The organism is Pseudomonas sp. SCB32 (assembly GCF_009189165.1).
In the GTDB taxonomy this organism is placed as follows: domain Bacteria; phylum Pseudomonadota; class Gammaproteobacteria; order Pseudomonadales; family Pseudomonadaceae; genus Pseudomonas.
In genome coordinates this window covers 5,827,546-5,850,972 of the sequence record NZ_CP045118.1, presented here as the reverse complement: position 1 = coordinate 5,850,972, position 23,427 = coordinate 5,827,546, and the positions used below count along the sequence as shown (strand labels likewise).

At 65.9% G+C, this 23,427-nt stretch carries 19 protein-coding genes; 10 read left to right on the top strand and 9 right to left on the bottom strand.

Translation table 11 applies throughout. The features are described 5' to 3' along the window. Positions 1-17 precede the first annotated feature (17 nt). Positions 18-1,382: an inorganic triphosphatase gene (locus GA645_RS26655; protein ID WP_152227084.1), complete on the bottom strand. Its 1,365-nt coding sequence runs from the start codon at positions 1,380-1,382 to the stop codon at positions 18-20. A gap of 175 nt (positions 1,383-1,557) precedes the next feature. On the opposite strand from GA645_RS26655, the gene argE reads away from it, so the two are divergent. Together argE and argA are read left to right on the top strand one after the other, a co-directional pair. Continuing rightward, positions 1,558-2,697, top strand: a complete 1,140-nt coding sequence (gene argE / locus GA645_RS26650) for an acetylornithine deacetylase (RefSeq protein ID WP_152227082.1) — start codon at positions 1,558-1,560, stop codon at positions 2,695-2,697. Positions 2,698-2,852: 155 nt separating this feature from the next. Then, positions 2,853-4,151 (top strand): amino-acid N-acetyltransferase, encoded by a 1,299-nt coding sequence (argA, locus tag GA645_RS26645; RefSeq protein WP_152227080.1) that lies wholly within the window; start codon positions 2,853-2,855, stop codon positions 4,149-4,151. Positions 4,152-4,346: 195 nt separating this feature from the next. Here the strand turns inward: argA and gshA are convergent, their stop codons facing one another. The 3 genes from gshA to GA645_RS26630 form a co-directional block, all read right to left on the bottom strand. Next, complete coding sequence (gene gshA, locus GA645_RS26640) at positions 4,347-5,933, bottom strand: glutamate--cysteine ligase (protein WP_152227078.1); 1,587 nt, start codon at positions 5,931-5,933, stop codon at positions 4,347-4,349. A 221-nt stretch (positions 5,934-6,154) separates the two neighbouring features. Next, positions 6,155-6,496, bottom strand: coding sequence for a PaaI family thioesterase (locus tag GA645_RS26635; protein WP_372239819.1), 342 nt, complete (start codon positions 6,494-6,496; stop codon positions 6,155-6,157). Between the two features lie 57 nt (positions 6,497-6,553). Then, the gene (locus GA645_RS26630; RefSeq protein ID WP_152227074.1) at positions 6,554-8,896 is read right to left on the bottom strand and encodes a Tex family protein; all 2,343 of its coding nucleotides are present in this window, start codon (positions 8,894-8,896) and stop codon (positions 6,554-6,556) included. Positions 8,897-9,259: 363 nt separating this feature from the next. Here GA645_RS26630 and ompR point away from each other — a divergent pair, with 363 nt between their 5' ends. Then, positions 9,260-10,000: a two-component system response regulator OmpR gene (gene ompR, locus GA645_RS26625; RefSeq protein WP_152227072.1), complete on the top strand. Its 741-nt coding sequence runs from the start codon at positions 9,260-9,262 to the stop codon at positions 9,998-10,000. A 61-nt stretch (positions 10,001-10,061) separates the two neighbouring features. Beyond that, positions 10,062-11,381 carry an ATP-binding protein gene (locus GA645_RS26620; protein WP_152227070.1) on the top strand — a complete coding sequence of 440 codons (1,320 nt, stop codon included), beginning with the start codon at positions 10,062-10,064 and terminating at the stop codon, positions 11,379-11,381. A gap of 138 nt (positions 11,382-11,519) precedes the next feature. Here the strand turns inward: GA645_RS26620 and GA645_RS26615 are convergent, their stop codons facing one another. From GA645_RS26615 to GA645_RS26605, 3 genes are all read right to left on the bottom strand, one after another. Next, a complete protein-coding gene (locus GA645_RS26615) occupies positions 11,520-12,449 on the bottom strand; it encodes an LD-carboxypeptidase (RefSeq protein WP_152227068.1) in 930 nt (309 codons plus the stop codon). A gap of 269 nt (positions 12,450-12,718) precedes the next feature. Beyond that, positions 12,719-13,624 carry a 30S ribosomal protein S6--L-glutamate ligase gene (gene rimK, locus GA645_RS26610; protein WP_152227067.1) on the bottom strand — a complete coding sequence of 302 codons (906 nt, stop codon included), beginning with the start codon at positions 13,622-13,624 and terminating at the stop codon, positions 12,719-12,721. Then, positions 13,621-14,064 carry an ATP-dependent zinc protease gene (locus tag GA645_RS26605; protein WP_256676216.1) on the bottom strand — a complete coding sequence of 148 codons (444 nt, stop codon included), beginning with the start codon at positions 14,062-14,064 and terminating at the stop codon, positions 13,621-13,623. The genes rimK and GA645_RS26605 overlap by 4 nt, the downstream gene beginning before the upstream one ends. A gap of 134 nt (positions 14,065-14,198) precedes the next feature. Here GA645_RS26605 and GA645_RS26600 point away from each other — a divergent pair, with 134 nt between their 5' ends. Beyond that, positions 14,199-14,591: an RNA-binding S4 domain-containing protein gene (locus GA645_RS26600; protein WP_152227062.1), complete on the top strand. Its 393-nt coding sequence runs from the start codon at positions 14,199-14,201 to the stop codon at positions 14,589-14,591. A 12-nt stretch (positions 14,592-14,603) separates the two neighbouring features. On the opposite strand, the gene GA645_RS26595 is transcribed toward GA645_RS26600, so the two are convergent. Beyond that, the gene (locus tag GA645_RS26595) at positions 14,604-15,404 is read right to left on the bottom strand and encodes a phosphatase PAP2 family protein (protein ID WP_152227060.1); all 801 of its coding nucleotides are present in this window, start codon (positions 15,402-15,404) and stop codon (positions 14,604-14,606) included. Positions 15,405-15,666: 262 nt separating this feature from the next. On the opposite strand from GA645_RS26595, the gene hslO reads away from it, so the two are divergent. The 5 genes from hslO to GA645_RS26570 all read left to right on the top strand — a co-directional run bounded on the left by hslO (position 15,667) and on the right by GA645_RS26570 (position 22,788). After that, on the top strand, positions 15,667-16,560 hold the full coding sequence (hslO, locus tag GA645_RS26590) for an Hsp33 family molecular chaperone HslO (RefSeq protein WP_152227059.1): 894 nt from the start codon (positions 15,667-15,669) through the stop codon (positions 16,558-16,560). A 168-nt stretch (positions 16,561-16,728) separates the two neighbouring features. Continuing rightward, positions 16,729-18,270, top strand: a complete 1,542-nt coding sequence (locus GA645_RS26585) for a phosphoenolpyruvate carboxykinase (protein ID WP_152227057.1) — start codon at positions 16,729-16,731, stop codon at positions 18,268-18,270. A gap of 231 nt (positions 18,271-18,501) precedes the next feature. Further along, positions 18,502-20,427 (top strand): ATP-dependent DNA helicase RecQ, encoded by a 1,926-nt coding sequence (locus GA645_RS26580; protein WP_152227055.1) that lies wholly within the window; start codon positions 18,502-18,504, stop codon positions 20,425-20,427. Between the two features lie 117 nt (positions 20,428-20,544). After that, a complete protein-coding gene (locus GA645_RS26575) occupies positions 20,545-22,044 on the top strand; it encodes an NAD(P)/FAD-dependent oxidoreductase (protein WP_152227053.1) in 1,500 nt (499 codons plus the stop codon). A 141-nt stretch (positions 22,045-22,185) separates the two neighbouring features. After that, positions 22,186-22,788 (top strand): nitroreductase family protein, encoded by a 603-nt coding sequence (locus GA645_RS26570; protein WP_152227051.1) that lies wholly within the window; start codon positions 22,186-22,188, stop codon positions 22,786-22,788. A 112-nt stretch (positions 22,789-22,900) separates the two neighbouring features. On the opposite strand, the gene GA645_RS26565 is transcribed toward GA645_RS26570, so the two are convergent. Beyond that, the gene (locus tag GA645_RS26565; RefSeq protein ID WP_152227049.1) at positions 22,901-23,413 is read right to left on the bottom strand and encodes a dihydrofolate reductase; all 513 of its coding nucleotides are present in this window, start codon (positions 23,411-23,413) and stop codon (positions 22,901-22,903) included. Positions 23,414-23,427 lie beyond the last annotated feature (14 nt).

Below are 23,427 nucleotides of genomic sequence, written 5' to 3'. Positions count from 1 at the left end.
CGCGATGCCGGGCCAGCTTATTTCAAAAGGGCCTTCCACGGCTTGAGGGTGAGCACAGTATGGGCCTGGGCCGCCAGGGCTTCCAGGCGACCTTCGGCCTCCGGGCTGGCCAGCAGTTCTTCCAGCTTGGCCAGCTCGCCGTACAGGCGATCGACCTCCGGCAGTTCCAGCACGCCACGCGCCGGGCGCAGCCAGACCAGCATGCGTTGCAGGCGCGGCAGCTGGTCGGCGAGCACCTCGGGTTGTTGCAGGGCGCGTTGCAGGGGCATGGCCTGGGCCTCTTCGGCCAAGGTGCGCTGCAGCCACTTGCCGACGGCCGCACCGCCCAGGCGATTGGCGCGCTCGTTGCGCTCGGCGGTCCAGGACTTGGCCAGCAGCCAGCGCGAGGCGCCCAGGGAGAACTGGCCCCAGCGGGTGTTGGCCAGCTCCTCGCGGAAGGCGTCCGGCATCTGCTGGCGCACGGCTTCGTCATTGCGACCCTGTTCGATGCGCGGCAGCCAGTCGGCGATCAGTGCATCGAGGGCGGCGCGCAGCTCACGAGTGGTGGCGCGCGGTACGGCCTGGCCGAGGCTGCCGAGCAGGGCGCGCAGGTCCATCAGCTGGTGCAGCCAGTCTTCCAGCAGACGCCAGTGGCCGTTGAAGCGGTATTGCTCGGCCAGGCGCTGGCTGCTGCCCAGCAGCGCCCAGGAGAGCGCGGCGAAGGCGCCGTCGAGCGGGGTCTCCGCCAGCAGCTTCTGGGTGTCGGGCTGGATGCTGTAGCTGGCCGGGTCGAACAGCCGGTAACCGCGCTCGGCCTTGCTGATGTCACAGGGCATCAGCGGCAGGTCGGCGGCCAGCTCGATTGCCAGCTCCAGCAGCGCCGCGGGTTCGCCCTGGCGCAGTTCCAGTTCCAGCTCGCAGATTTCCTCTTCCTGTTTGCCGGCGATCACCTTGCCCAGGTCCAGCGCGGCCTCGATGACTACCTTGGTCTTGCCGCGGCCCCAGGCGATCTCGGCGCGCTGGCGGGTGAAGTCGGTGCTGAAGATCGGCTTGAGGGTCTTCTTGTCCAGATCGGCCAGGGCGACCGGCCAGCACTGGTCATCGAGCTTCTTCAGGTCGAGCTTGTTCTTCTCCAGGTACCAGTCCCACTCGTTGCGCTCGGACAGCCCGGCGACGCTCTGGCCGCGGGTCTTCAGGGTCTGGATGAATTGCTCGCCGTCGCGGCGCATGCGCAGGGCGACGCGGGCGCGGGCCAGGTCGCGGGCCGGCGTGTCGTAGTACTGGTTGAACAGCTCGCGGAGTTCCCAGCCGGACTTGTTGCGCTTCTTCAGCGCGGGGTGGTCGCGCAGGGCTTCGAGGGTCTCGCGGCTGGCGCGCAGTTTGATTTCGGTTTCTTTCTGCATGGCGGTGTCCGGGTCAGGGCGGTTGCGCCCGTCCGGCGAAAGCCTTGGGACGGGAGCGAAAAAAGACATCAAAGGTGTGCAGTTTACAGGTAGTTCGGCATGCCTGCCGGGCGGCGCGAGGTTTTACCGCAGGCTGGCTTGGTTCATAGTGGGGAGAAAGTCTTCGGAGAACGCCATGTCGTTGCCGCCCCTGAAACAACGCTTCGCCGAGCTGCTCGCGCTGCCGTCGGTGAGTTGCACCCAGCCCGCGCTGGACCAGTCGAACCGGCCGGTGATCGAGCGGCTGGCCGGCTGGCTGGACGACCTGGGTTTCGCCTGCCAGCTGCAGGAAGTCTCGCCGGGCAAGCTCAACTTGATCGCCGTGCTGGGCAGTGGCCCCGGCGGCCTGGTGCTGGCCGGGCATACCGACACCGTGCCCTACGACGAGGCCCTGTGGAGCAGTGATCCGCTGCGCCTGGACGAGCGCGACGGTCGCTGGTTCGGCCTGGGTTCCTGCGACATGAAGGGCTTCTTCGCGCTGGCCATCGAGGCGTTGCTGCCTCTGCTGGACCAGCCCCTGAAGCAACCGCTGATCCTGCTCGCCACCTGCGACGAGGAAAGCTCCATGGCCGGCGCCCGCGCGCTGGCCGCTGCGGGACAGCCGCTGGGGCGCGCGGCGGTGATCGGCGAGCCGACCGGCCTGAAGCCGATCCGCCTGCACAAGGGCGTGATGATGGAGCGCATCGATATCGTCGGTCAGAGCGGTCACTCCTCCGACCCGCGTCTGGGTCACAGCGCGCTGGAGGCCATGCATGCGGCCATCGGCGAGCTGCTGGTGCTGCGTGGCGAATGGCAGCGCGAATTCGCCAATCCGCAGTTCAGCGTGCCTCAGCCGACGCTCAACCTCGGCTGCATCCACGGCGGCGACAACCCCAACCGCATCTGCGGCCAGTGCGCCCTGGAGTTCGACCTGCGCCCGCTGCCCGGCATGCAGCCGGAGGTGCTGCGCCAGGCCATCCGCGAGCGCCTGCGGCCGGTCGCCGAGCGCCATGCGGTGCGGCTCGACTATCGCCCGTTGTTCCCCGCCGTGCCGCCCTTCGAGGAGGCGGCCGATAGCGAGCTGGTGCGTATCGCCGAAAGTCTGACCGGGCATTCGGCGGAAGCGGTAGCCTTCGGCACCGAAGCACCGTATCTTCAGCAGCTCGGCTGCCAGACCCTGGTGCTGGGCCCCGGCGACATCGCCTGCGCCCACCAGCCTGACGAGCACCTTGCCCTCGACCGAATCGAGCCGACCGTGCAATTGCTGCGCGGCCTGATCCGTCACTATTGTCTGTAAAGCTTGCCTGAATGGAGCCCGGCTCACGGGCCCGACCTATCCAAGAGGAGAAACCTGTCGATGTACATGCGACGACGATAACCGCGCCGCCCCTGGCCGAGCTCCGGCCGCATCCGACAGATTTCCGCCCACTCGAACGACAGGCTTTTCAAGCAATGCACGACTACGTCAACTGGCTGCGCCACGCCTCGCCCTACATCAACTCGCACCGGGACTGCACCTTCGTGGTGATGCTCCCCGGCGAGGGTGTCGAAGACCCCAATTTCGGCAATATCGTCCACGACCTGGTCCTGCTGCACAGCCTCGGCGTGCGCCTGGTCCTGGTGCATGGCTCGCGCCCGCAGATCGAGGCGCGCCTGGCTTCTCGCGGGCTGGCGCCGCGCTTCCACCACGGGCTGCGGGTGACCGACGTGCCGACCCTGGAGTGCGTGATCGACGCGGTGGGCAACCTGCGCATCGCCATCGAGGCGCGTCTGTCCATGGACATGGCCGCCTCGCCCATGCAGGGCTCGCGCCTGCGGGTGACCGCCGGCAACTTCGTCACCGCGCGGCCGATCGGCGTGGTCGAGGGTATCGATTACCACCACACCGGCGAAGTCCGCCGGATCGACCGCAAGGGCATCAACCGCCAGCTCGACGAGCGCAGCATCGTGCTGCTCTCGCCGCTGGGCTACTCGCCCACCGGGGAGATCTTCAACCTCGCCTGCGAAGACGTGGCCATGCAGGCCGCCATCGAGCTGGATGCCGACAAGCTGATCCTCTACGGAGCCGAGCGCGGCCTGCTGGACGGCAATGGCAAGCTGGTGCGCGAACTGCGCCCGCAGCAGGTGCCGGCGCACCTGGAGCGCCTCGGCGCGAGCTACCAGGGCGAGCTGCTCGATGCCGCCGCCCAGGCCTGCCGGGCCGGCGTGCGGCGCAGCCACATCGTCAGCTTCACCGAAGACGGCTCGCTGCTCAGCGAACTCTTCACCCGCACCGGCAACGGCACCCTGGTCGCCCAGGAGCAGTTCGAACAGCTGCGCGAGGCGGGCATCGAGGACGTCGGCGGCCTGCTGGAACTGATCCGCCCGCTGGAAGAGCAGGGTATCCTGGTGCGCCGCTCCCGCGAGGTACTGGAGCGCGAGATCGAGCAATTCAGCATCGTCGAGCGCGAAGGCCTGATCATCGCCTGCGCGGCGCTCTATCCCATTGCCGACTCCGATGCCGGCGAGCTGGCGTGCCTGGCGGTGAACCCGGAGTATCGTCACGGCGGACGCGGCGACGACCTGCTGGAGCGCATCGAGCAGCGCGCGCGCAATCTTGGCCTGAAGACCCTCTACGTACTCACCACGCGCACCGCCCACTGGTTCCGCGAGCGCGGCTTCCAGCCCAGCAGCGTCGACCGGCTGCCGACGGCGCGCGCCTCGCTGTACAACTACCAGCGCAACTCGCAGGTCTTCGAGAAGAGCCTGTAAGGCGCTTTTCGCTGGAGCGAGCTTGTGACCCACAGGGATGTGGGGAATGCCGTTATCCGTAGGGAATGGATTCGGCCTCGCGAACCAATCCCGCAGCGGGCCCATTCGCGAGCAAGCTCGCTCCTACAGGACGCTGTGGTGTGGGCATGAAAAAGAGGCCCTCGGGCCTCTTTTTCGTTCTGCCTGGCTGCGCACTCAGACGCTGAGCAGCCCCAGGATGCTCGCCTGGTAGGCCGCGACGAAGGTGTCGAAGTCACCTTCGGGCTGCGCTTCCAGATCCGCCTGTTCCTGCAGCGATTGGCTGGCCATGTCCTCGAAGCGTGCCTGTTCCTCGGCGGTCAGCGACTGCGCGCGCAGGGTCGCGGCGTGCTGGCGGCTGTAGCGCAGGGCGAAGGCTTCGAAGCTCTCTCCGCGTTCGCGCATTTCCGCCAGGACCTTGGCCGAAGGCGTCAGGTTGGCGTCGGCGAGCTTGGCACGCTGCTCGTCCAGGCTCTGGGCGTGCAGACTGCCGCCACGGGCGCGGTCGAGCAGTTCGATGATTGGCGCGATGGCGTCGAGCAGGCCATTGGCCCAGTCCTTCATCTCCACCTGCTGGCCGCCGCGCTCCAGTTTCAGGCCAGGGCGACGACCCTCCTTGACGACCTTGAGGAAGTTGCTGGTGGCCGCGCCGCACTCGCAGCCGCCCAGCGGCGGGCTGTCGGAGAGTGCGCAGAAGAGCAGGAAGGCGTCGAGGAAGCGCGCCTCGGGGAGATCGATGCCCAGCGGCAGGAAGGGGTTGATGTCCAGGCAGCGCGCTTCGACGTACTGCACGCCACGGGCCATCAGCGCCTGGATCGGGCGCTCGCCGGTGTAGGTAACGCGTTTCGGACGGATGCTCGAGTAGTACTCGTTCTCGATCTGCAGGATGTTGGTGTTGAGTTGCACCCACTCGCCATCGACCTTGGTGCCGACCTTCTCGTACGGCGCATAGGGCGTGCTCACCGCGCGGCGCAGGCTGTCGATGTAGCTGTCGAGGTCGTTGTAGCAGGGCGTGAGGCCTGCCTGGGCGTTGTTCTGGTAGCCCAGGTCGCTCATCCGCAGGCTGGTGGCGTAGGGCAGGTAGAGGGTGTGTTCGTCGAACGACTCCAGGCCATGCGGGCGGCCGCGCAGAAAGCCGGCGTCCAGGGCCGGTGAGGCGCCGAACAGGTACATCAGCAGCCAGCTGTAGCGGCGGAAGTTGCGGATCATCGCGATGTAGCGGTGGGACTGGTAGTCACGCGCGCTCTTCTCGCTGCCTTCTTCCTGGCGCAGCAGTTCCCACAGCCCTTCGGGCAGGGAGAAGTTGTAGTGGATGCCGGCGATGCACTGCATGGTCTTGCCGTAGCGCAGGGCCAGGCCCTTGCGGTAGACGTACTTCAGGCGGCCGATGTGGGAGCTGCCGTAGCGGGCGATCGGGATGGTCTCTTCATCCGGCAGCTCGCAGGGCATGGACGGGCTCCACAGGTATTCGCCGTCGAGCTTCTCGTAGGCGAAGCGGTGGATTTCGCCCAGTTCGTCGAGGGTCTGCTCGACGCTGCTGGCGGTCGGGGTGATGAATTCCAGCAGCGATTCGGAGTAGTCGGTGGTGATCTGCGGGTTGGTCAGGGCCGAGCCCAGGGCGCGCGGATGCGGGGTCAGCGCCAGCTTGCCTTGCTCGTCGACGCGCAGGCATTCGCGCTCGATACCGTGCAGGCACTGGGTGAGCAGGGACAGGTTGGCAGCATCGCCGAGCAGAGCCAGGCGGCGGGAGAGTTGGTCGCTCAAGTTGGAAGTCCTTCACACGGCAGTCGCCCCACTATGGGGGTGGACTGAGCGGTCTACAAGGGGAGAACACTACCGGCGTGGTCGCCTGGCTTGCATCGAGCCTACTTACAATCTGCTGCGCGTCGGCAGGGCTGCGATAAAAACAGGCTCTTGAGGCTGTACGCCGGCGCCCATGGTTCCTGGGGCCGGCGTACAGCATAGGTCAGATGGCGCGGCGCTATTTACAGCTGGGCGAAGGTGCCTTGTCCCTTGGCGACGAGCTTGTCGCCCTGGTGGATGTCGGCCTCCACCACCAGCGAGCGGCGCCCGGCGTGCAGGACCTTGGCCACACAGCGCACTTCGCCCTCGGCGACCGCGCGGATGTAGTTGATCTTGCACTCCAGGGTGACGCTCTGCCGGTCGAAACCATGGGCGCTGGAGCAGGCCAGGCCCATGGCAACGTCCATCAGCGAGAACAGCGCGCCGCCGTGCATCATGTTGCCGCGGTTGCGCAGGTGATCACCCATATTCAGGCTCACCTCGGCCACGCCGTCGCCGATACTGACCGGCTCGAGGCCGACCATATCGCTGAACGCACTGATCAGCGTGTCGCGGCTGGGCATCTCGCTCATGGACCTTCCTTACTTCTTCTTCAGTTGCTTGGCGTTGGCGAACAGCGAGGCCATGGCGTTGTTCGCCGGGGCCTTCTCCTGCTGGCGCGGTGCTGCGCTGCGCTCGCCGCGCGGCGCGCCGTTGCCGGGACGGCCACCGCCACGCGGGCCGTCGACCTTCTCGCCGGGGGTGTCGCTCATGCGCATGGACAGGCCGACGCGGTTGCGCGGGATGTCCACTTCCATGACCTTCACCTTGACGATGTCACCGGCCTTGACCACTTCGTACGGGTCCTTGACGAACTTCTCCGACAGCGCGGAAATGTGCACCAGGCCGTCCTGGTGGACGCCGATGTCGACGAAGGCGCCGAAGTTGGTAACGTTGGTCACCACGCCTTCGAGCACCATGCCCGGTGTCAGGTCCTTCAGGCTCTCGACGCCTTCCTGGAACTCGGCGGTCTTGAACTCCGGACGCGGGTCGCGGCCGGGCTTGTCCAGTTCCTTGAGGATGTCGGTGACGGTGGGCAGGCCGAACTGCTCGTCGGTGAACTTCTTCGGGTCCAGGCGCTTCAAGAACCCCGAGTCTCCGACCAGCGAGCGCACGTCGCGACCGGTGTCGGCGGCGATGCGCTGCACCAGCGGGTAGGTTTCCGGGTGCACCGCGGAGGCGTCCAGCGGGTTGTCGCCGTTCATCACGCGGAGGAAGCCGGCGGCCTGCTCGAAGGTCTTGTCGCCCAGGCGGCTGACCTTGCGCAGGTCGTCGCGGGTGCGGAACGCGCCGTTGGCGTCACGGTGCGCAACGATGTTCTGCGCCAGGGTGCTGTTCAGGCCGGAGATGCGCGCCAGCAGGGCGGCGGAGGCGGTGTTCACGTCCACGCCCACGGCGTTCACGCAGTCTTCCACCACCGCGTCCAGGCTGCGCGCGAGCTGCAGCTGGGACACGTCGTGCTGGTACTGGCCGACGCCGATGGATTTCGGCTCGATCTTCACCAGTTCGGCCAGCGGGTCCTGCAGGCGACGGGCGATGGACACGGCGCCACGCAGCGATACGTCCAGCTCCGGGAATTCCCTGGCGGCCAGTTCCGACGCCGAGTACACCGAAGCGCCGGCCTCGCTGACCATGATCTTGGTGCACTTGAGCGCAGGGTATTTCTTGATCAGCTCGGCGGCCAGCTTGTCGGTCTCGCGGCTGGCGGTGCCGTTGCCGATGGCGATCAGCTCCACCTGGTGCTTGGCGCACAGCGCGGCGAGCACGGCGATGGTCTGGTCCCACTGGTTCTTCGGCACGTGCGGGTAGACGGTGGCGGTGTCCAGCAGCTTGCCGGTGGCATCGACCACGGCGACCTTCACGCCGGTGCGCAGGCCCGGGTCCAGACCCAGGGTGGCGCGCGGGCCGGCCGGGGCGGCCAGCAGCAGGTCATGCAGGTTGCGCGCGAAGACGTTGATCGCTTCGGCGTCGGCGCCGTCGCGCAGCTCGCCCAGCAGGTCGGTTTCCAGGTGGGTGTAGAGCTTGACCTTCCAGGTCCAGCGCACCACTTCGGACAGCCACTTGTCGGCGGCGCGGCCCTGGTTGGAAACGCCGAAGCGCTCGCCGATCATGATCTCGCACGGGTGCGAGGTGCCCGGCAGTTCTTCGCCGACCTTCAGCGCAACGCTGAGGATGCCTTCGTTGCGGCCACGGAAGATCGCCAGGGCGCGGTGCGACGGGGCGCTTTTGAGCGGCTCGTCGTGCTCGAAGTAGTCGCTGAACTTGGCCCCTTCGGTTTCCTTGCCCGGCACCATGCGCGCGGTGAGGGTGGCGTTGTCCTTGAGGAAGCCGCGCAGGCGGTCCAGCAGGGTGGCGTCCTCGGCGAAGCGCTCCATGAGGATGTACTTGGCGCCTTCGAGCACGGCGCGGGTGTCGGCGAAGCCTTTCTCGGCATCGACGAAACGTGCGGCTTCGGTTTCCGGCGTCAGGCTCGGATCGTTGAAGAGTGCGTCGGCCAGCTCGCCCAGGCCGGCTTCCAGGGCGATCTGGCCCTTGGTGCGGCGCTTCTGCTTATAGGGCAGGTAGAGGTCTTCGAGGCGGGTCTTGGTATCGGCGAGCTTGATCTCGCGGGCCAGCTCCGGGGTCAGCTTGCCCTGTTCCTCGATGCTGGCGAGGATCGCGCCACGGCGGTCTTCCAGCTCGCGCAGGTAACGCAGGCGTTCTTCGAGCATGCGCAGCTGGGTGTCGTCCAGGCTGCCGGTGACTTCTTTCCGGTAACGGGCGATGAAGGGGACGGTGGAGCCTTCATCGAGCAATGCGACGGCAGCGGCGACTTGCTGCGGTTGAACGCGGCCGGAGGGCAGTGCGGAAAGCTCTTCGGCGATACGGGTGTTGATGCTGTCCATGAATCCACCTGACAAGACAATCGAAAACGGGGCACATGATCTGCTGCGCGTCGGCATAACTGCGTTGAGGCCAGCAGAGAAATGCTCGTTGACTGCAGTCAACTCTGCTTTCTCAGTCGCCCTCGCCTTGTTCTGCGCTAGCTCGCAAGATCATGAACAGGCACATAAAAGAGCATCTGGACCGGGCTTCCCGGTCATTTGACAGGCTCTGTGACAACGCCCCGCCGCAAAAGCGCCGCATTATACCCACGACAATTTCACCCGGTGGTCGGCTGGTCGGGGAAAAATCTGCTAACAATGGACAGGCCGTGATGCACGGCGGCTGGGCGATAATGCCCGCCGAATCAGATTCTGGGAGTTTCCATGAGTAACGCTGCCAACCTGCCGGAAGGCGAAAAGATCCTCGTGGTCGATGACGACGCGCGCCTGCGCCGTCTGCTCGAACGCTTCCTCGATGAGCAGGGTTACCGCGTCCGCGCCGTCGAGAACACCGAGCAGATGGACCGCCTGCTGGCCCGCGAGCTGTTCCAGCTGGTGGTGCTGGACCTGATGATGCCCGGCGAGGATGGCCTCTCCGCGTGCAAGCGCCTGCGCGACTCGAACAACCAGATCCCGATCATCATGCTCACCGCCAAGGGCGACGAGTCCAGCCGCATCTCCGGTCTGGAGCAGGGCGCCGACGACTACCTGGCCAAGCCGTTCAACCCGCGCGAGCTGCTGGCGCGGATCAAGGCCGTGCTGCGCCGCCAGGCGCCGCTGGTGCCGGGCGCACCGGCGGGTGAGGACGAGATCGTCACCTTCGGCGACTACGAACTGCACCTGGCCACCCGCGAGCTGAAGAAAGGCGATGAAGTGCACATGCTCACCACCGGTGAGTTCGCCGTGCTCAAGGCCCTGGTGCAGCACGCCCGCGAGCCGCTGACCCGCGACAAGCTGATGAACCTGGCCCGTGGCCGCGAGTGGGACGCCCTGGAGCGCTCCATCGACGTGCAGATTTCCCGCCTGCGCCGTCTGATCGAGCCCGACCCGTCCAAGCCGCGCTACATCCAGACCGTCTGGGGCGTGGGCTACGTGTTCGTGCCCGATGGCGCCGCCCGCAAGTGATTGACCCCGCCGGGGCGAGCCCTTTCGCCCCGGCCGTTCGTGTTCCGCTGGTACTGCCTTCTTGAAAACACCCCTCTGGTTCCCGCAAAGCTTCTTCGCCCGCACCCTCTGGCTGGTGCTCATCGTCGTGCTGTTTTCCAAGGCGCTGACCCTGGTCTACCTGCTGATGAACGAGGACATGCTGGTCGACCGCCAGTACAGCCACGGTGCCGCGTTGACCGTGCGTGCCTACTGGGCGGCGGACGAGAAGTCGCGCGAAGCCATCGCCGAGTCCGCCGGGCTCAAGTGGGCGCCCCACGAGCAGGGGCAGCCGGAGGAAGTGCACTGGCCGTACACCGAGATCTTCCAGCGGCAGATGCGCATGGAGCTGGGCATCGACACCGAGACCCGCCTGCGCATCCATCATCCGTCGATGCTCTGGGTTCGCGCGCCGACCCTGGGTGACGGCTGGATCGGCGTACCGCTGTACCCGCACCCGCTGCGGGGCCAGCAGATCTGGAGCGTGCTGGGCTGGTTCCTCGGCATCGGCCTGCTGTCCACTGCGGCGGCGTGGATCTTCGTGCGCCTGCTCAGCCAGCCGCTCAAGCGCCTGGTGTTCGCCTCACGCGAGTTCGGCAAGGGGCGCAGCGTGCGCCTGCCGCTGGGGCCGGAAACCCCCAGCGAGATGGCCGAGGTGTACCGCGCCTTCAACCAGATGGCCGACGACGTCGAGCAGGCCGGGCGCGAGCGCGAGCTGATGCTGGCCGGTGTTTCCCACGACTTGCGCACGCCGCTGACGCGCCTGCGCCTGTCCCTGGAACTGATGCCCGAGAGCGACCGCGAGATGGTCGAGGACATGGTCCGCGACATCGAGGACATGGACGCCATCCTCGACCAGTTCCTCGCCTTCATCCGCGATGGCCGCGACGAGCCGGTGGAAGAGGGTGACCTGGCCGACCTGATCCGCGAAGTGGCCGATGCCTTCAACCAGAACGGGAATCGCGTGCGCCTGTGCCTGGATACCCTGCCGCTGTTCCGCTTCCGCCGGGTGTCGACCAAGCGCCTGCTGGGCAACCTGATCGAGAACGGTCTGAACCACGGCGGTGGCAAGGTCGAAGTGGCGGCGCATGTGGCCGGTGGCGGCGCTGCGCCCTACGTGGTGCTCAGCGTGCTCGACCGTGGCGCCGGCGTCGATCCGCAGGAGCTGGCGAACATCTTCAATCCCTTCTTCCGGGGTGACAAGGCGCGTGGCGGCAAAGGCACCGGCCTGGGACTGGCCATCGTCAAGCGCATCGCCGAGCAGCACGGCGGCAGCATCGAGCTGCGCAACCGTGAGGGCGGTGGTGTGGAAGCGCGGGTCTGCCTGCCGCTGGGGTTGCTGCTGCCGCGCGACGCCCACTAAGAGCCTGCTTACGATCTGCTGCGCGTCGGCAAAACTGCGTTGAGGCCAGCCGAGAAGTGCTCATTGACTGCAGTCAACTTCGCTTTCTCAGCTGTCCTCTCCTTGTTCTGCTCTAGCCCGCGAGATCGTAAACAGACGCTAATCCCAGCGCAGGGCTTTGCCTTCCAGCAGCGCCTGGCGTCCATAGGGCCAGGCGCGGTTGTGCGCGCCGTGGCCGCTGGGCAGGCCGTGGTAAAGCGGCACGCCCAGGGCGCTGACATACTCGCTGATGATCTCTTCCAGGCTGTGCGCCACGCCCTTGCGCGGGCAGTCGGTGAAGCCACCCAGGCACACCGCGCCCAGGCGCGCCCCGCCGAGGCTGTTGAGCAGCTGCCAGAGGCTGCGTTCGAGGCGGTAGTAGGGCTCGCCCACGTCCTCGAGAATCAGGATCGCTCCGTCCGGTACGTACAGCGCGCCCTCGGTGCCGGCCATGCAGGCCAGCGCGGTGAGGTTGCCGCCGATCAGTTGGCCCGCCACGGCCTGTTTCGGGCCAGCCAGGTGCTGCACCGCCAGCTTGCCCGGATTGCCCGCCAGTACATGGCTGACCGAGGCCAATGAGGCCAGGCGCTCGCGCTGCTCGCTGGGCGCGCTGAGCGGCTGCAGGCCGAGGGCGGTCGCCACCGGCCCGTGAATCGCCGGCAGGCCGTGGCGGTGGAAGGCGCTGAGCAGGATGGAGATGTCCGAGAAACCGATCAGCGGGCGCGGCGAGGCGGCCTGCAGGCGCTTCCAGTCGAGCTGCGGGATGAGTTGTCCACAGCCGTAGCCGCCGCGCAGGCACCAGACGGCGCTGATGTCGTCTCGCTCGAAGGCGGCGTGGAAGTCTTCCAGGCGCTGTTGCGGCGTGCCGGCCAGGTAGCGATAGCGTGCATCGGCGTGCTCGCCCAGGTGGTAGTCCACGCCCAGCACTTCCAGCTGGCGCAGCGTGGCTTCCAGTACCTCTTCGGCGATGGCCGAGGCCGGCGCCACCAGGGCGACGCGGCCTTCGATGGGCGACCATTTGAGTTCGGTGCTGGATCGGGAAGACGGCATGAGAGGAGTCCGATTACTGCGGGGTAACGTGTAGGAGCGAGCTTGTTCGCGAATGGTTCAGCGTGGCAACGAAGGCGGAAGAAGAATCACCTGTAGGGCGAATAAAGCGGAACGCTTTATCCGCCGATCGAACCTGCAAGCCCGAAGGGTGCTTCATGAGGGAGCGTTCCTGACATCCCTGTCGCAACTACGTGCTTCCTGAGAGTCCTGCCAGGCCATCCTTGGCCTGGCGTTCGCCGGCGCAACGCATGCGTTGCGAAAGCCCCGACTCACCCCTTGCCTTTTGTCCTCGCCAGATGCGGCCCGCCATTCTTCTCCAGGTACTCGATGATCACCCCGGCGATGTCCTTGCCGGTGGTGGTCTCGATCCCCTCGAGGCCCGGCGAGGAGTTCACTTCCATCACCAGCGGACCGTGGTGGGAGCGCAGGATATCCACGCCGGCGACCTTCAGCCCCATGATGCGGGCGGCGCGAATGGCGGTCATGCGCTCTTCCGGGGTGATCTTGATCAGGCTGGCGCTACCGCCTCGGTGCAGGTTGGAGCGGAACTCGCCGGGCGCGGCCTGGCGCTTCATCGAGGCGATCACCTTGTCACCGACCACGAAGCAGCGGATGTCGGCGCCGCCGGCTTCCTTGATGTACTCCTGCACCATGATGTTGTGCTTGAGCCCCATGAAGGCCTCCAGCACGGACTCGGCGGCCTTCTCCGTCTCGCAGAGCACCACGCCGATGCCCTGGGTGCCTTCCAGCAGCTTGATCACCAGCGGTGCGCCGCCGACCATCTCGATCAGGTCCGGTACGTCGTCGGGGGAGTGGGCGAAACCGGTGATTGGCAGGCCGATGCCCTTGCGCGACAGCAGTTGCAGCGAGCGCAGCTTGTCCCGCGAGCGGGCGATGGCCACTGACTCGTTGAGCGGGAGCACGCCCATCATCTCGAACTGCCGCAGCACCGCGCAGCCATAGAAGGTCACCGATGCGCCGATGCGCGGGATCACCGCGTCGAAGCCTTCCAGCGGCTGGCCGCGATAGTGGATCTGCGGCTTGTGGCTGGCAATGTTCATGTAGGCGCGGAGGGTGTCGATCACCACCATCTCATGGCCACGTTGCTGCCCGGCCTCCACCAGCCGACGGGTGGAATACAGGCGCGGATTGCGCGACAGCACAGCAATTTTCATTGATCACCTGAAGGGGGGGAGGAAACCATGATGAGAGGTTTTTCCTGGACATAGGTCAGGCCGGGATTGACCACCAGCTGGCCGTGGACCAAAGCCTTGGAGCCTAGCAGTACCCGGTAGCGCATGGTCTTGCGGCAGGCCAGGGTGAATTCCACCTGCCAGGCGCGGTCGCCCAGGGCCAGCAGGGTGCGGATCACATAGCGGGTCTGGGCCTGGCCATTGGAGCTCCTGATGGTCTTCATCGTCACCACCGGGGCTTCGCAACGGTGGCGACGTTGTACCTGGGTGCCGAGGTGGGCGACGAAACGGACCCAGTTCTGCCCGTCGCGCTTGAACGGCACGATGTCGCTGGCGTGAAGGCTGGAAGTGCTGGCGCCGGTGTCGATCTTCGCGCGCAGGCCGACCATGCCCAGTTCAGGCAGGGCGATCCATTCGCGCAATCCGATTACCGACAGCTGGTCGAATGTCTTCAAGGCAAGCGTCCCCGGCGTTTGCCGGCATTCTAGTCAGGGCGATTGTGCCCCGCCAGCGGGGCGCGCGGTACACTCGCAGACCCGCATGACGAGGTAATGAAGTGAGCGAAAAAGACGACGACAAGATCCGCCTGGACAAGTGGCTGTGGGCGGCGCGCTTCTACAAGACCCGCTCGCTGGCCAAGGAGGCCATCGACGGCGGCAAGGTGCATTGCCGGGGCGAGCGCTGCAAGCCGGGCAAGGAACCGAAGGTCGGCGAGGAATACGTGATCCGCACCGGCTTCGATGAACGCACGGTAGTGGTGAAGGCGCTGTCCGTGGTGCGCCGTGGCGCCCCGGAAGCCCAACTGCTGTATGAGGAAACCGCCGACAGCGTGAAGCGCCGAGAGGACGCATCGGCCATGCGCAAGGCCGGCGCCCTGGGTGTGCAGACCGATGGGCGACCGACCAAGAAGCAGCGTCGTCAGCTGTTCAGTTTCCGCGATCAGGAGTGATCGGCGGCTGGCTCAGGCGGCGATGACGCTCAGGCGGTTGAGCAGCGGGATCTTCGCCAGCAGGTTGAACAGCGGCTGGGTCCAGCGCACCAGCGCGGCGCTGCCCTTGGCGGCGAACGGGGTGAAGCAGCTCCAGGCCAGGGCCAACAGCGCCATCTGCACGCCACCGATGTAGTCGTCCTGGCCCCAATGGGCGCCGGCCACCAGACGCGGCAGCATGAACAGCAGCGCCAGGCTCCAGATCACCACCCACTGCAGGGCGGTGCGGGCGAACAGGGTGAGGAACAGGGCCCAGATCAGCAGCACCGAGGCGTGGTCACCGGGAAAGCTGCGGGCCGAGGCATCCTTGATCGTGAAGACGGTGCCCTGCCAGCCGGGGAAATAGCCCCCGAGGTGCACGGCGCCTTCGCTCAGGCGGGAGATGCTCGCATGCTGCCAGCCCAGCTTGTGGGCGATCTTGGCGTAGAGGATGCGGACCACCACCAGTACCACGGCGGCGCAGAGGAAGCCGAAGGTGGCGGCGCGCGCCTGGCTGGCCTTGAAGATCCAGTCGCCACGAATCAGCAGGAGCAGCAGGATCACTCCGACCAGCAGGTCGAACGGGCGGGTACTTGCCGTGGCCCAGGTCAGGCGCCAGGCGCTGTGGGTCGCCAGGGGTTCGTTGAGCAGGCTGAACAGGCTGAAGTCGAACAGGTCCATCGCCGCCCGGGTGGGCTCCCAGAGCCACAGCAGAAGCAGGGCGAGCGCGAACAGGTGACAGGCGATAAAGGGCTTCCAGGACCAAGTGGCTTGGAACGGATTGGCTTTATCCATAAAATCGATACCCCCTTGGACCCTGCTGACGATCTCGCGCGCTAGAGCAGAACTCGGCAAAAGCCGGCGAGGAAGCGGAGTTTACGAGCTGTAAATAAGCATTCCGAGCCTGTTTCTAACGCAGTTATGCCGATGTGCAGCAGATCGTTAACAGGCTCTCACGGGACCACCCTCGGTATGGGTGGGTGCTGCAAAGCGCGCTTTATAGGCCTTTGCCATTAACTTGTCATTTACTAGTGCCTTTCCCAGCGTTGTGCCCAGCATGTCTCAGATCGATCAAAGTCAGCGTTTCCTGTTCGACAACACCGATGTCCGCGGTGAACTGGTGGAGCTAGAGCGCAGCTACGCCGAAGTGCTGGCCAAGCACCCCTATCCGCAGCCGGTCGCCCAACTGCTCGGGGAGATGCTGGCCGCCGCCGCGCTGCTGTGCGGCACCCTGAAGTTCGACGGCCTGCTGGTACTGCAGGCACGCTCCAATGGCGCGGTGCCGCTGCTGATGGTGGAGTGCTCCAGCAATCGCGAAGTGCGTGGCCTGGCCCGTTACGACGCGGATGCCATCGGCGATGCCGCAGGGCTCGCCGACCTGATGCCCCACGGCGTGCTGACCCTGACCGTCGATCCGAAGAACGGCAAACGCTACCAGGGTATCGTACCGTTGGAAGGTGCGACCCTGGCCGAGTGCCTGTCGACCTACTTCGCCACCTCCGAGCAGCTGCCGACCCGCTTCTGGCTCAACGCCGACAGCCGTCGCGCCCGTGGCTTGCTGCTGCAGCAGCTGCCGGTCGATCGCCAGCGCGATGCGGAGTCGCGGGAAGCCAGCTGGCAGCACGTCACCACCCTGGCCGACACCCTCACTGCCGAGGAACTGCTGGGCCTGGACAACGCCACCGTGCTGCACCGCCTGTACCACGAGGATGATGTGCGCCTGTTCGACCCGCAGGCCCTGGTGTTCCGCTGCAGCTGCTCGCGGGAACGCTCGGCCAATGCCCTGGTCAGCCTTGGGCAGGAAGACGCCGAGCGTCTGCTGGCCGAGGAGGATGGCGAGATCGTCATCGACTGCCAGTTCTGCAACCAGCGTTATCTGTTCGATGGTTCGGACGTTGCCCAGCTGTTCTCCGGCGGTGGTAGCAAGACACCGTCAGAAACCCGCCATTAACTGCATCTATCCGTCCGATAGCCGCACCGATGGCGCTCTTGCCGGATCAGAGGCTGCACGAGAACAGTTCTTTTCTGGCATAATCCCGCGACTTTTTTCCGCGGTAGTGGGAATTAGAAGTCACTACGCAATGTTTGGAGGACTCGGCTTCGGCCGACGGGGACCCACATGACGCAAGCCAATAAAGCCGTTTACACCGACATCAGCGTTGCCCAACTGGTTGAAGAAGCCATTCGCCGCGGCGAAGGCGAACTCGCCGACAACGGCTCGCTGGTCGTGAAAACCGGCCACCGCACCGGCCGCTCGCCTGCCGACCGTTTCATCGTCGAAGAGCCGGGCAGCAAGGACTCCATCGCTTGGGGCGCCATCAACCGCCCGTTCCCGGCCGACAAGTTCGATGCCCTGTGGGACCGTGTCCAGGCCTTCAACAACACCCAGGATCACTTCGTTTCCCACGTCCATGTAGGTTCGGCCCACGACCACTACCTGGCTGTGAAAATGACCACCGCTACCGCCTGGCAGAACCTGTTCGGCCGCGCGCTGTTCATCGAGCCCGAGCAGTACAACCCGGCTGGCCGCGAAGAGTGGCAGGTCCTCAACGTCGCCAACTTCGAGTGCGTGCCCGAGCGTGACGGCACCAACTCCGATGGCTGCGTGATCCTCAACTTCGCCCAGAAGAAAGTGCTGATCGCCGGCATGCGCTACGCCGGTGAAATGAAGAAAGCCATGTTCGGCGTACAGAACTACCTGCTGCCGGAAAAAGACGTACTGCCGATGCACTGCGCCGCCAACATCGGCGAAGCCGGCGACGTCACCCTGTTCTTCGGCCTGTCGGGCACCGGCAAGACCACCCTGTCCGCTGACGAAAGCCGCTACCTGATCGGCGACGACGAGCACGGCTGGGGCGAAGGCGTTGTCTTCAACATCGAAGGCGGCTGCTACGCCAAGTGCATCGACCTGTCCGAGAAGAACGAGCCGGTCATCTGGAAAGCCATCAAGTTCGGCTCCGTGCTGGAAAACGTCGTCCTCGACGACAACCGCACCCCGGATTACGCCGATGACAGCCTGACCCAGAACAGCCGCGCGGCCTACCCGCTGGAGCACGTCGAGAAGCGTTCCGAGCAGAACCTCGGCGGCGAACCGAACGCCGTGATCTTCCTGACCTGCGACCTGACCGGCGTTCTGCCGCCCGTGTCGATCCTGAACAACGAGCAGGCGGCCTACCACTTCCTGTCCGGCTATACCGCGCTGGTCGGTTCCACCGAAATGGGTTCGGGCGGCGGCATCAAGTCGACCTTCTCCACCTGCTTCGGCGCGCCGTTCTTCCCGCGTCCGGCCGGCGTCTACGCCGAGCTGCTGATCAAACGCATCAAGGCCTTCGGCTCCAAGGTCTACCTGGTCAACACCGGCTGGACCGGCGGTGGCTACGGCGTTGGCAAGCGTTTCAACATCCCGACCACCCGTGGCGTGATCGCCGCCATCCAGAGCGGTGCTCTGATCGGCGCCGAGACCGAGCACCTGGACATCATCAACCTGGACGTGCCCAAGGCCGTTCCGGGCGTCGAAACTATCCTGCTCAACCCGCGCAACACCTGGGCAGACAAGGCCGCCTACGACGAAGCCGCCAAGGGCCTGGCCGGCAAGTTCATTGAGAACTTCAAGAAGTTCGACGTGAGCGACGCCATCAAGAGCGCCGGCCCGCAGCTGTAAGCGAGCCCGTTCTGGAAAGAGCCGCCTTCGGGCGGCTTTTTCATTTCTCGGCTCGATACTGGAGTTCCCCTGTAGGAGCGCGCCATGCGCGCGATCGCGGGCATGGCCCGCTCCTACAAGGTGGCAGAATCTATACCGCTGGCGAATGGCTCCAATCCCGTTCGCGAGCAAGCTCGCTCCTACAATGACGCTTCCTAGGCTGGGTGGACGCCCATGAAAGGAGTTACCCACATGCACGACACCCTCGAACGCGTCTTCGGCTTCCGCCAGTTCCGCCCCGGCCAGGAGGCGGCGGTCAGCGCGGTGCTGGCCGGCCGCTCGGCGGCGGCGATCTTCCCCACCGGATCGGGCAAGTCGCTGTGCTACCAGCTGCCGGCGCTGCTGCTGCCGCACCTGACCCTGGTGGTTTCGCCGCTGCTGGCGCTGATGCAGGACCAGCTCGCCTTCCTCGCCCGCCATGGCATCGCCGCCGCCAGCATCGACTCGGCACAGAGCCGCGAGCAGACCGCGCAAACCATGGCGCGGGCGCGCAGCGGCGAGCTGAAGGTGCTGATGATCTCGGTGGAGCGCCTGAAGAACGAGCGCTTCCGCAACTTCATCAGCGAGGTGCCGATTTCCCTGCTGGTGGTGGACGAGGCGCACTGCATTTCCGAATGGGGCCACAACTTCCGCCCCGACTACCTGAAGCTGCCGGACTACCAGAAGCAGTTCCGCATTCCCCAAGTGCTGCTGCTCACTGCCACGGCGACGCCGGCGGTTATCGCCGACATGCGCGCCAAATTCGCCATTGCCGAGACCGACGTGGTCACCACCGGCTTCTACCGCACCAACCTCGACCTGCAGGTGGAGCCAGTGGCCAGCGCCGCCCGCCGTGCGCGCCTGGTGCAGTGGCTGGGCGAGCGCGCCGGGCAGCCGGCCATCGTCTACGTCACCCAGCAGAAGACCGCCGAGGAAATCGCCGCGCATCTGGCCGAGCGCGGTATTCCCGCCTGTGCCTACCACGCCGGGATGGAACACCCCGAGCGCGAGGGCATTCAGCGCCGCTTCATGGAGGGCCGGTTGAACTGCATCGTTGCCACCATTGCCTTCGGCATGGGCATCGACAAGAGCGACATCCGCCAGGTGGTGCACTACGACCTGCCCAAGTCGCTGGAGAACTACAGCCAGGAAATCGGCCGCGCCGGGCGCGATGGCCAGCGCTCGGAATGCCTGGTGCTGGCCAACCGCGACAGCCTCAACGTGCTGGAGAACTTCGTCTACGGCGACACACCCGAGCGCGAAGGTATCCGCAACGTACTGGAGGAAATCCGCCAGGCGCCGAATGGCCAATGGGAGACCATGCTGGTGCCGTTGTCGGACCAGTCGAACATCCGCCAACTGCCACTCAAGACGCTGCTGGTGCAGCTGGAACTGCGCGACATCATCGCGCCGCGTTTCGCCTATTTCGCCGAATATCGCTACAAGCTGCTGATAGATTCCGCCGGGCTGCTGGGGCATTTCGAAGGCGAGCGGCGGCAGTTCGTCGATGCCATCCTCACCACCTCGGCCCGCGCCCGGACCTGGGCGACCCTGGACTTCGACACCCTCTACAGCCGCCACGGTGCCGAGCGCGCACGGGTGGTGAAGGCGCTGGACTACTTCCAGGAGCGCGGCTGGGTCGAGCTGGAAAGCAAGCAGATGACCGAGGTCTACGCGGTTCGCGACGCGCACTTCGATGTGGATAAGTTGAGCGACGAACTGCACCGCTACTTCAAGCGCCACGAGGAAAGCGAGATCGCCCGCATCGGCGCCATGCTCGAACTGCTGGGCAGCCCGGAGTGCCTGAGCTGGCGCCTGGCGCAGTACTTCGGCGACCACCAGGCGCCCCGGCATTGCGGGCACTGCTCGGTGTGCGCCGGTCACGTCGCCCGGTTGCCGGAGCCGCCCGCGCTGCCGCCGCTGGAGGGCCAGTCACTGCACAACCGTTGCGCCGCCTTCCTGGAGAAATACCGCAGTGCCCGTGGTCTCGCGCCCAGCGCCGACTGCGTGACGCGCTTCCTCTGCGGCATCAGCGTGCCGGCTTTCACTCGCATGCGTGCTCGCACCCTGCCGGGTTATGCAACGCTGGAGGACTACCCCTACGCCAGGGTGCGCGACTGGGTACAGGCTCAGCTGTAATTACGCCAGCGCCACGCACGACTAAAGGTCGGCGTGGCGCCGGGGGGCTCCTTGTAGGGTGTGGAATAAGCATTCCCGCCTAGACTCTTCAGGGCGTTGCAGCAAGGAGCCCCTCGCATGTCCATCGAGCACCTGGATGTACTGATCATCGGCGCCGGCCTGTCCGGCATCGGCGCCGCCTGCCACCTGCAGAAGCAGTGCCCCGGCAAGTCCTACGCCATCCTCGAAGGCCGCGAGGCCATGGGCGGCACCTGGGACCTGTTCCGCTACCCAGGCATCCGCTCCGACTCGGACATGTACACCCTGGGCTACAACTTCAAGCCCTGGACCGACCCCAAGGCCATCGCCGACGGCCCGTCGATCCTCAACTACATCCGCGAAACCGCCCGCGAGTACCGCGTCGAGGACAAGGTCCGCTACCGCCACCGCGTGCTCAAGGCCGACTGGGACAGCAGCAATGCGCGCTGGAACCTCACCGTGCAGCGCGGCGATGAAGCGGAGCCGGTGCGCATGAGCGCGCAGTTCCTCTTCATGTGCACCGGCTACTACCGCTACGACGCCGGCTACACCCCGGACTTCGCCGGGCGCGAGAGCTTCGGTGGGCAGGTCATCCACCCGCAGCTGTGGCCGCAGAATTTCGACTACAGCGGCAAGCGCATCGTGGTGATCGGCAGCGGTGCCACCGCCGTCACGCTGATCCCTTCGCTGACCGACAAGGCCGCCCACGTCACCATGCTGCAGCGCTCGCCGTCGTATGTGATCACCCTGCCGGCGAAGGACCCGATCTCCAACTTCCTGCGCAATTTCCTGCCGGAGAAGTGGGTGTACCGCCAGGCGCGGGCGCGCAACGTGACCATGCAGATGATCTTCTTCATGGCGTCCAGGGCGTTCCCCGGCGCGGTGCGCAAGCTCATGCTCAAGCTGGCCAACCTGCAGCTGGGCAAGAACTTCGACATGCGCCACTTCAGCCCGCGCTACAAACCGTGGGACGAGCGCGTGTGCTGCGTGCCCGACGGCGACCTGTTCAAGGCGCTGCGCCAGGGCCGCGCCTCGGTGGTCACCGAGCATATCGAGCGTTTCTGCGAGAAGGGCATCCTGCTCAAGTCCGGGCAGGTGCTGGAAGCGGACGTCATCGTCACCGCCACCGGCCTGGACCTGGTGATGTTCGGCGGCGCGGAACTGGCCATCGATGGCAAGCCCTTCGACCTCACCCAGAGCATGGGCTATCGCGGCATCATGCTGCGCGACCTGCCCAACCTCGCCGCCATCGTCGGCTATACCAACGCCAGCTGGACGCTCAAGGCCGACCTTTCCAGCGAGTATTTCTGCCGCCTGATCAACCACCTCGACAGCATCGGCATGCGCCAGTGCACGCCGCGCCAGACCGACGGCCAGGTGAAGGAAGAACCCTTCCTCAACCTCAACTCCGGTTACATCCAGCGCGCCGCCGACCGCATGCCCAAGCAGGGCGACCGCACGCCGTGGAAGCTCTATCAGAACTACGCGCTGGACCTCGCGCTGCTGCGCTTCGGCAAGGTCGAGGACGGCTACCTGACCTTCACATCGCCCAAGCAGAGTCAGACCACGGAAGCGCCAGTGGAGGCGCTGGAGAGCTGATCGCGGTTGTGGCGTCAGCCGTTGCGGGCGCCGCTTCATCGACAGACTGGATAGACATTATCGATGCGCCGCTCTGCAACGGGACTTCCTCTGGGCTTACCATGCGCGCCACTTTCGCCCATGCAAGCCAGAGGAATTTCCATGCATATCGATGACGCCATCCGCAGCCGCCGTTCCATCCGTGGTTTCGACACCTCCTACGTGATGAGCCGCGAGGAGAAGGACGAACTGCTGCAGCTGGCACTGCTCGCGCCCACTGCCTTCAACCTGCAGCACGTACGCCTGGTGGAAGTCAGCAACCCGCAGCTGCGCGCGCACATCCGCGAGGTGGGCTGGGATCAGGCGCAGATGACCGACGCTTCGATGCTGGTGGTGATCTGCGCCCAGACCGACAGCTGGGAGCAGAATGCCAACCGCGTGTGGGACGGCGCTCCGGCCGAGGTACAGAACTTCATGGTCGGCGCTATCGATGGCTACTACCGCGACAAGCCGCAGACCCAGCGTGACGAAACCATGCGCAGCTGCGGCCTGGTGGCCCAGACCCTGATGCTCGCCGCCCGTGGCCGTGGCCTGGACAGCGTGCCGATGGACGGTTTCGACTTCGACGCGGTGGGCAAGCTGATCAACCTGCCGGACAACCACGTGATCGGCCTGATGGTCGCCGTGGGCAAGCAGGCGATGGAAGCCAAGCCGCGCATCGGTCGCCTGCCGGTGGAAGAGACGATCATTCGCGATCGCTTCTGAACCCTGCGAAACGCGCCTTCGGGCGCGTTTCTTTTTGCTCTTCGTAGGAGCGGATCTGTCCGCGAAACACCCCGGTACGGTCTATCGCGGACGGAGTCCGCTCCTACGGTGGTCAGGCCCGTTCCCAAACCTCGAACGCATAAGCCGGCGTCTCGCCGTCCGCGTCGTGCTCGATGCTCGATGCCAGGCGCCAACGCTTCTCGTCCACCGCCGGGAAGTGCGCATCCCCCGCCGGGCTGAGGCCCACGCGGGTCAGGTACAACCGTCCGGCGCGCTCCAGCGCTTCGCTATAGAGCTGCGCGCCACCGATCAGCATCAGCTCCTCGGCTTCCTCTTCCTTCGCCCATTCGGCAGCCCGCTCCAGGGCGGCGTCGAGACTGGTGAAGACTTCCGCGCCTTCGAGCTCCAGGCCCGCCTGGCGGGTGACCACGATATTCAGCCGGCCCGGCAGCGGGCGGCCGAGGGAGTCCCAGGTCTTGCGACCCATGATCACCGGCTTGCCCAGAGTCATGGCCTTGAAGTGCTTGAGGTCCTGCGGCAGGTGCCAGGGCAGGCGGTTGTCGACGCCGATCACGCGGTTTTCGGCAAGGGCGGCGATCATCGCCAGGGGCAGGACTTCGGACATCGTGACTCCAGTGG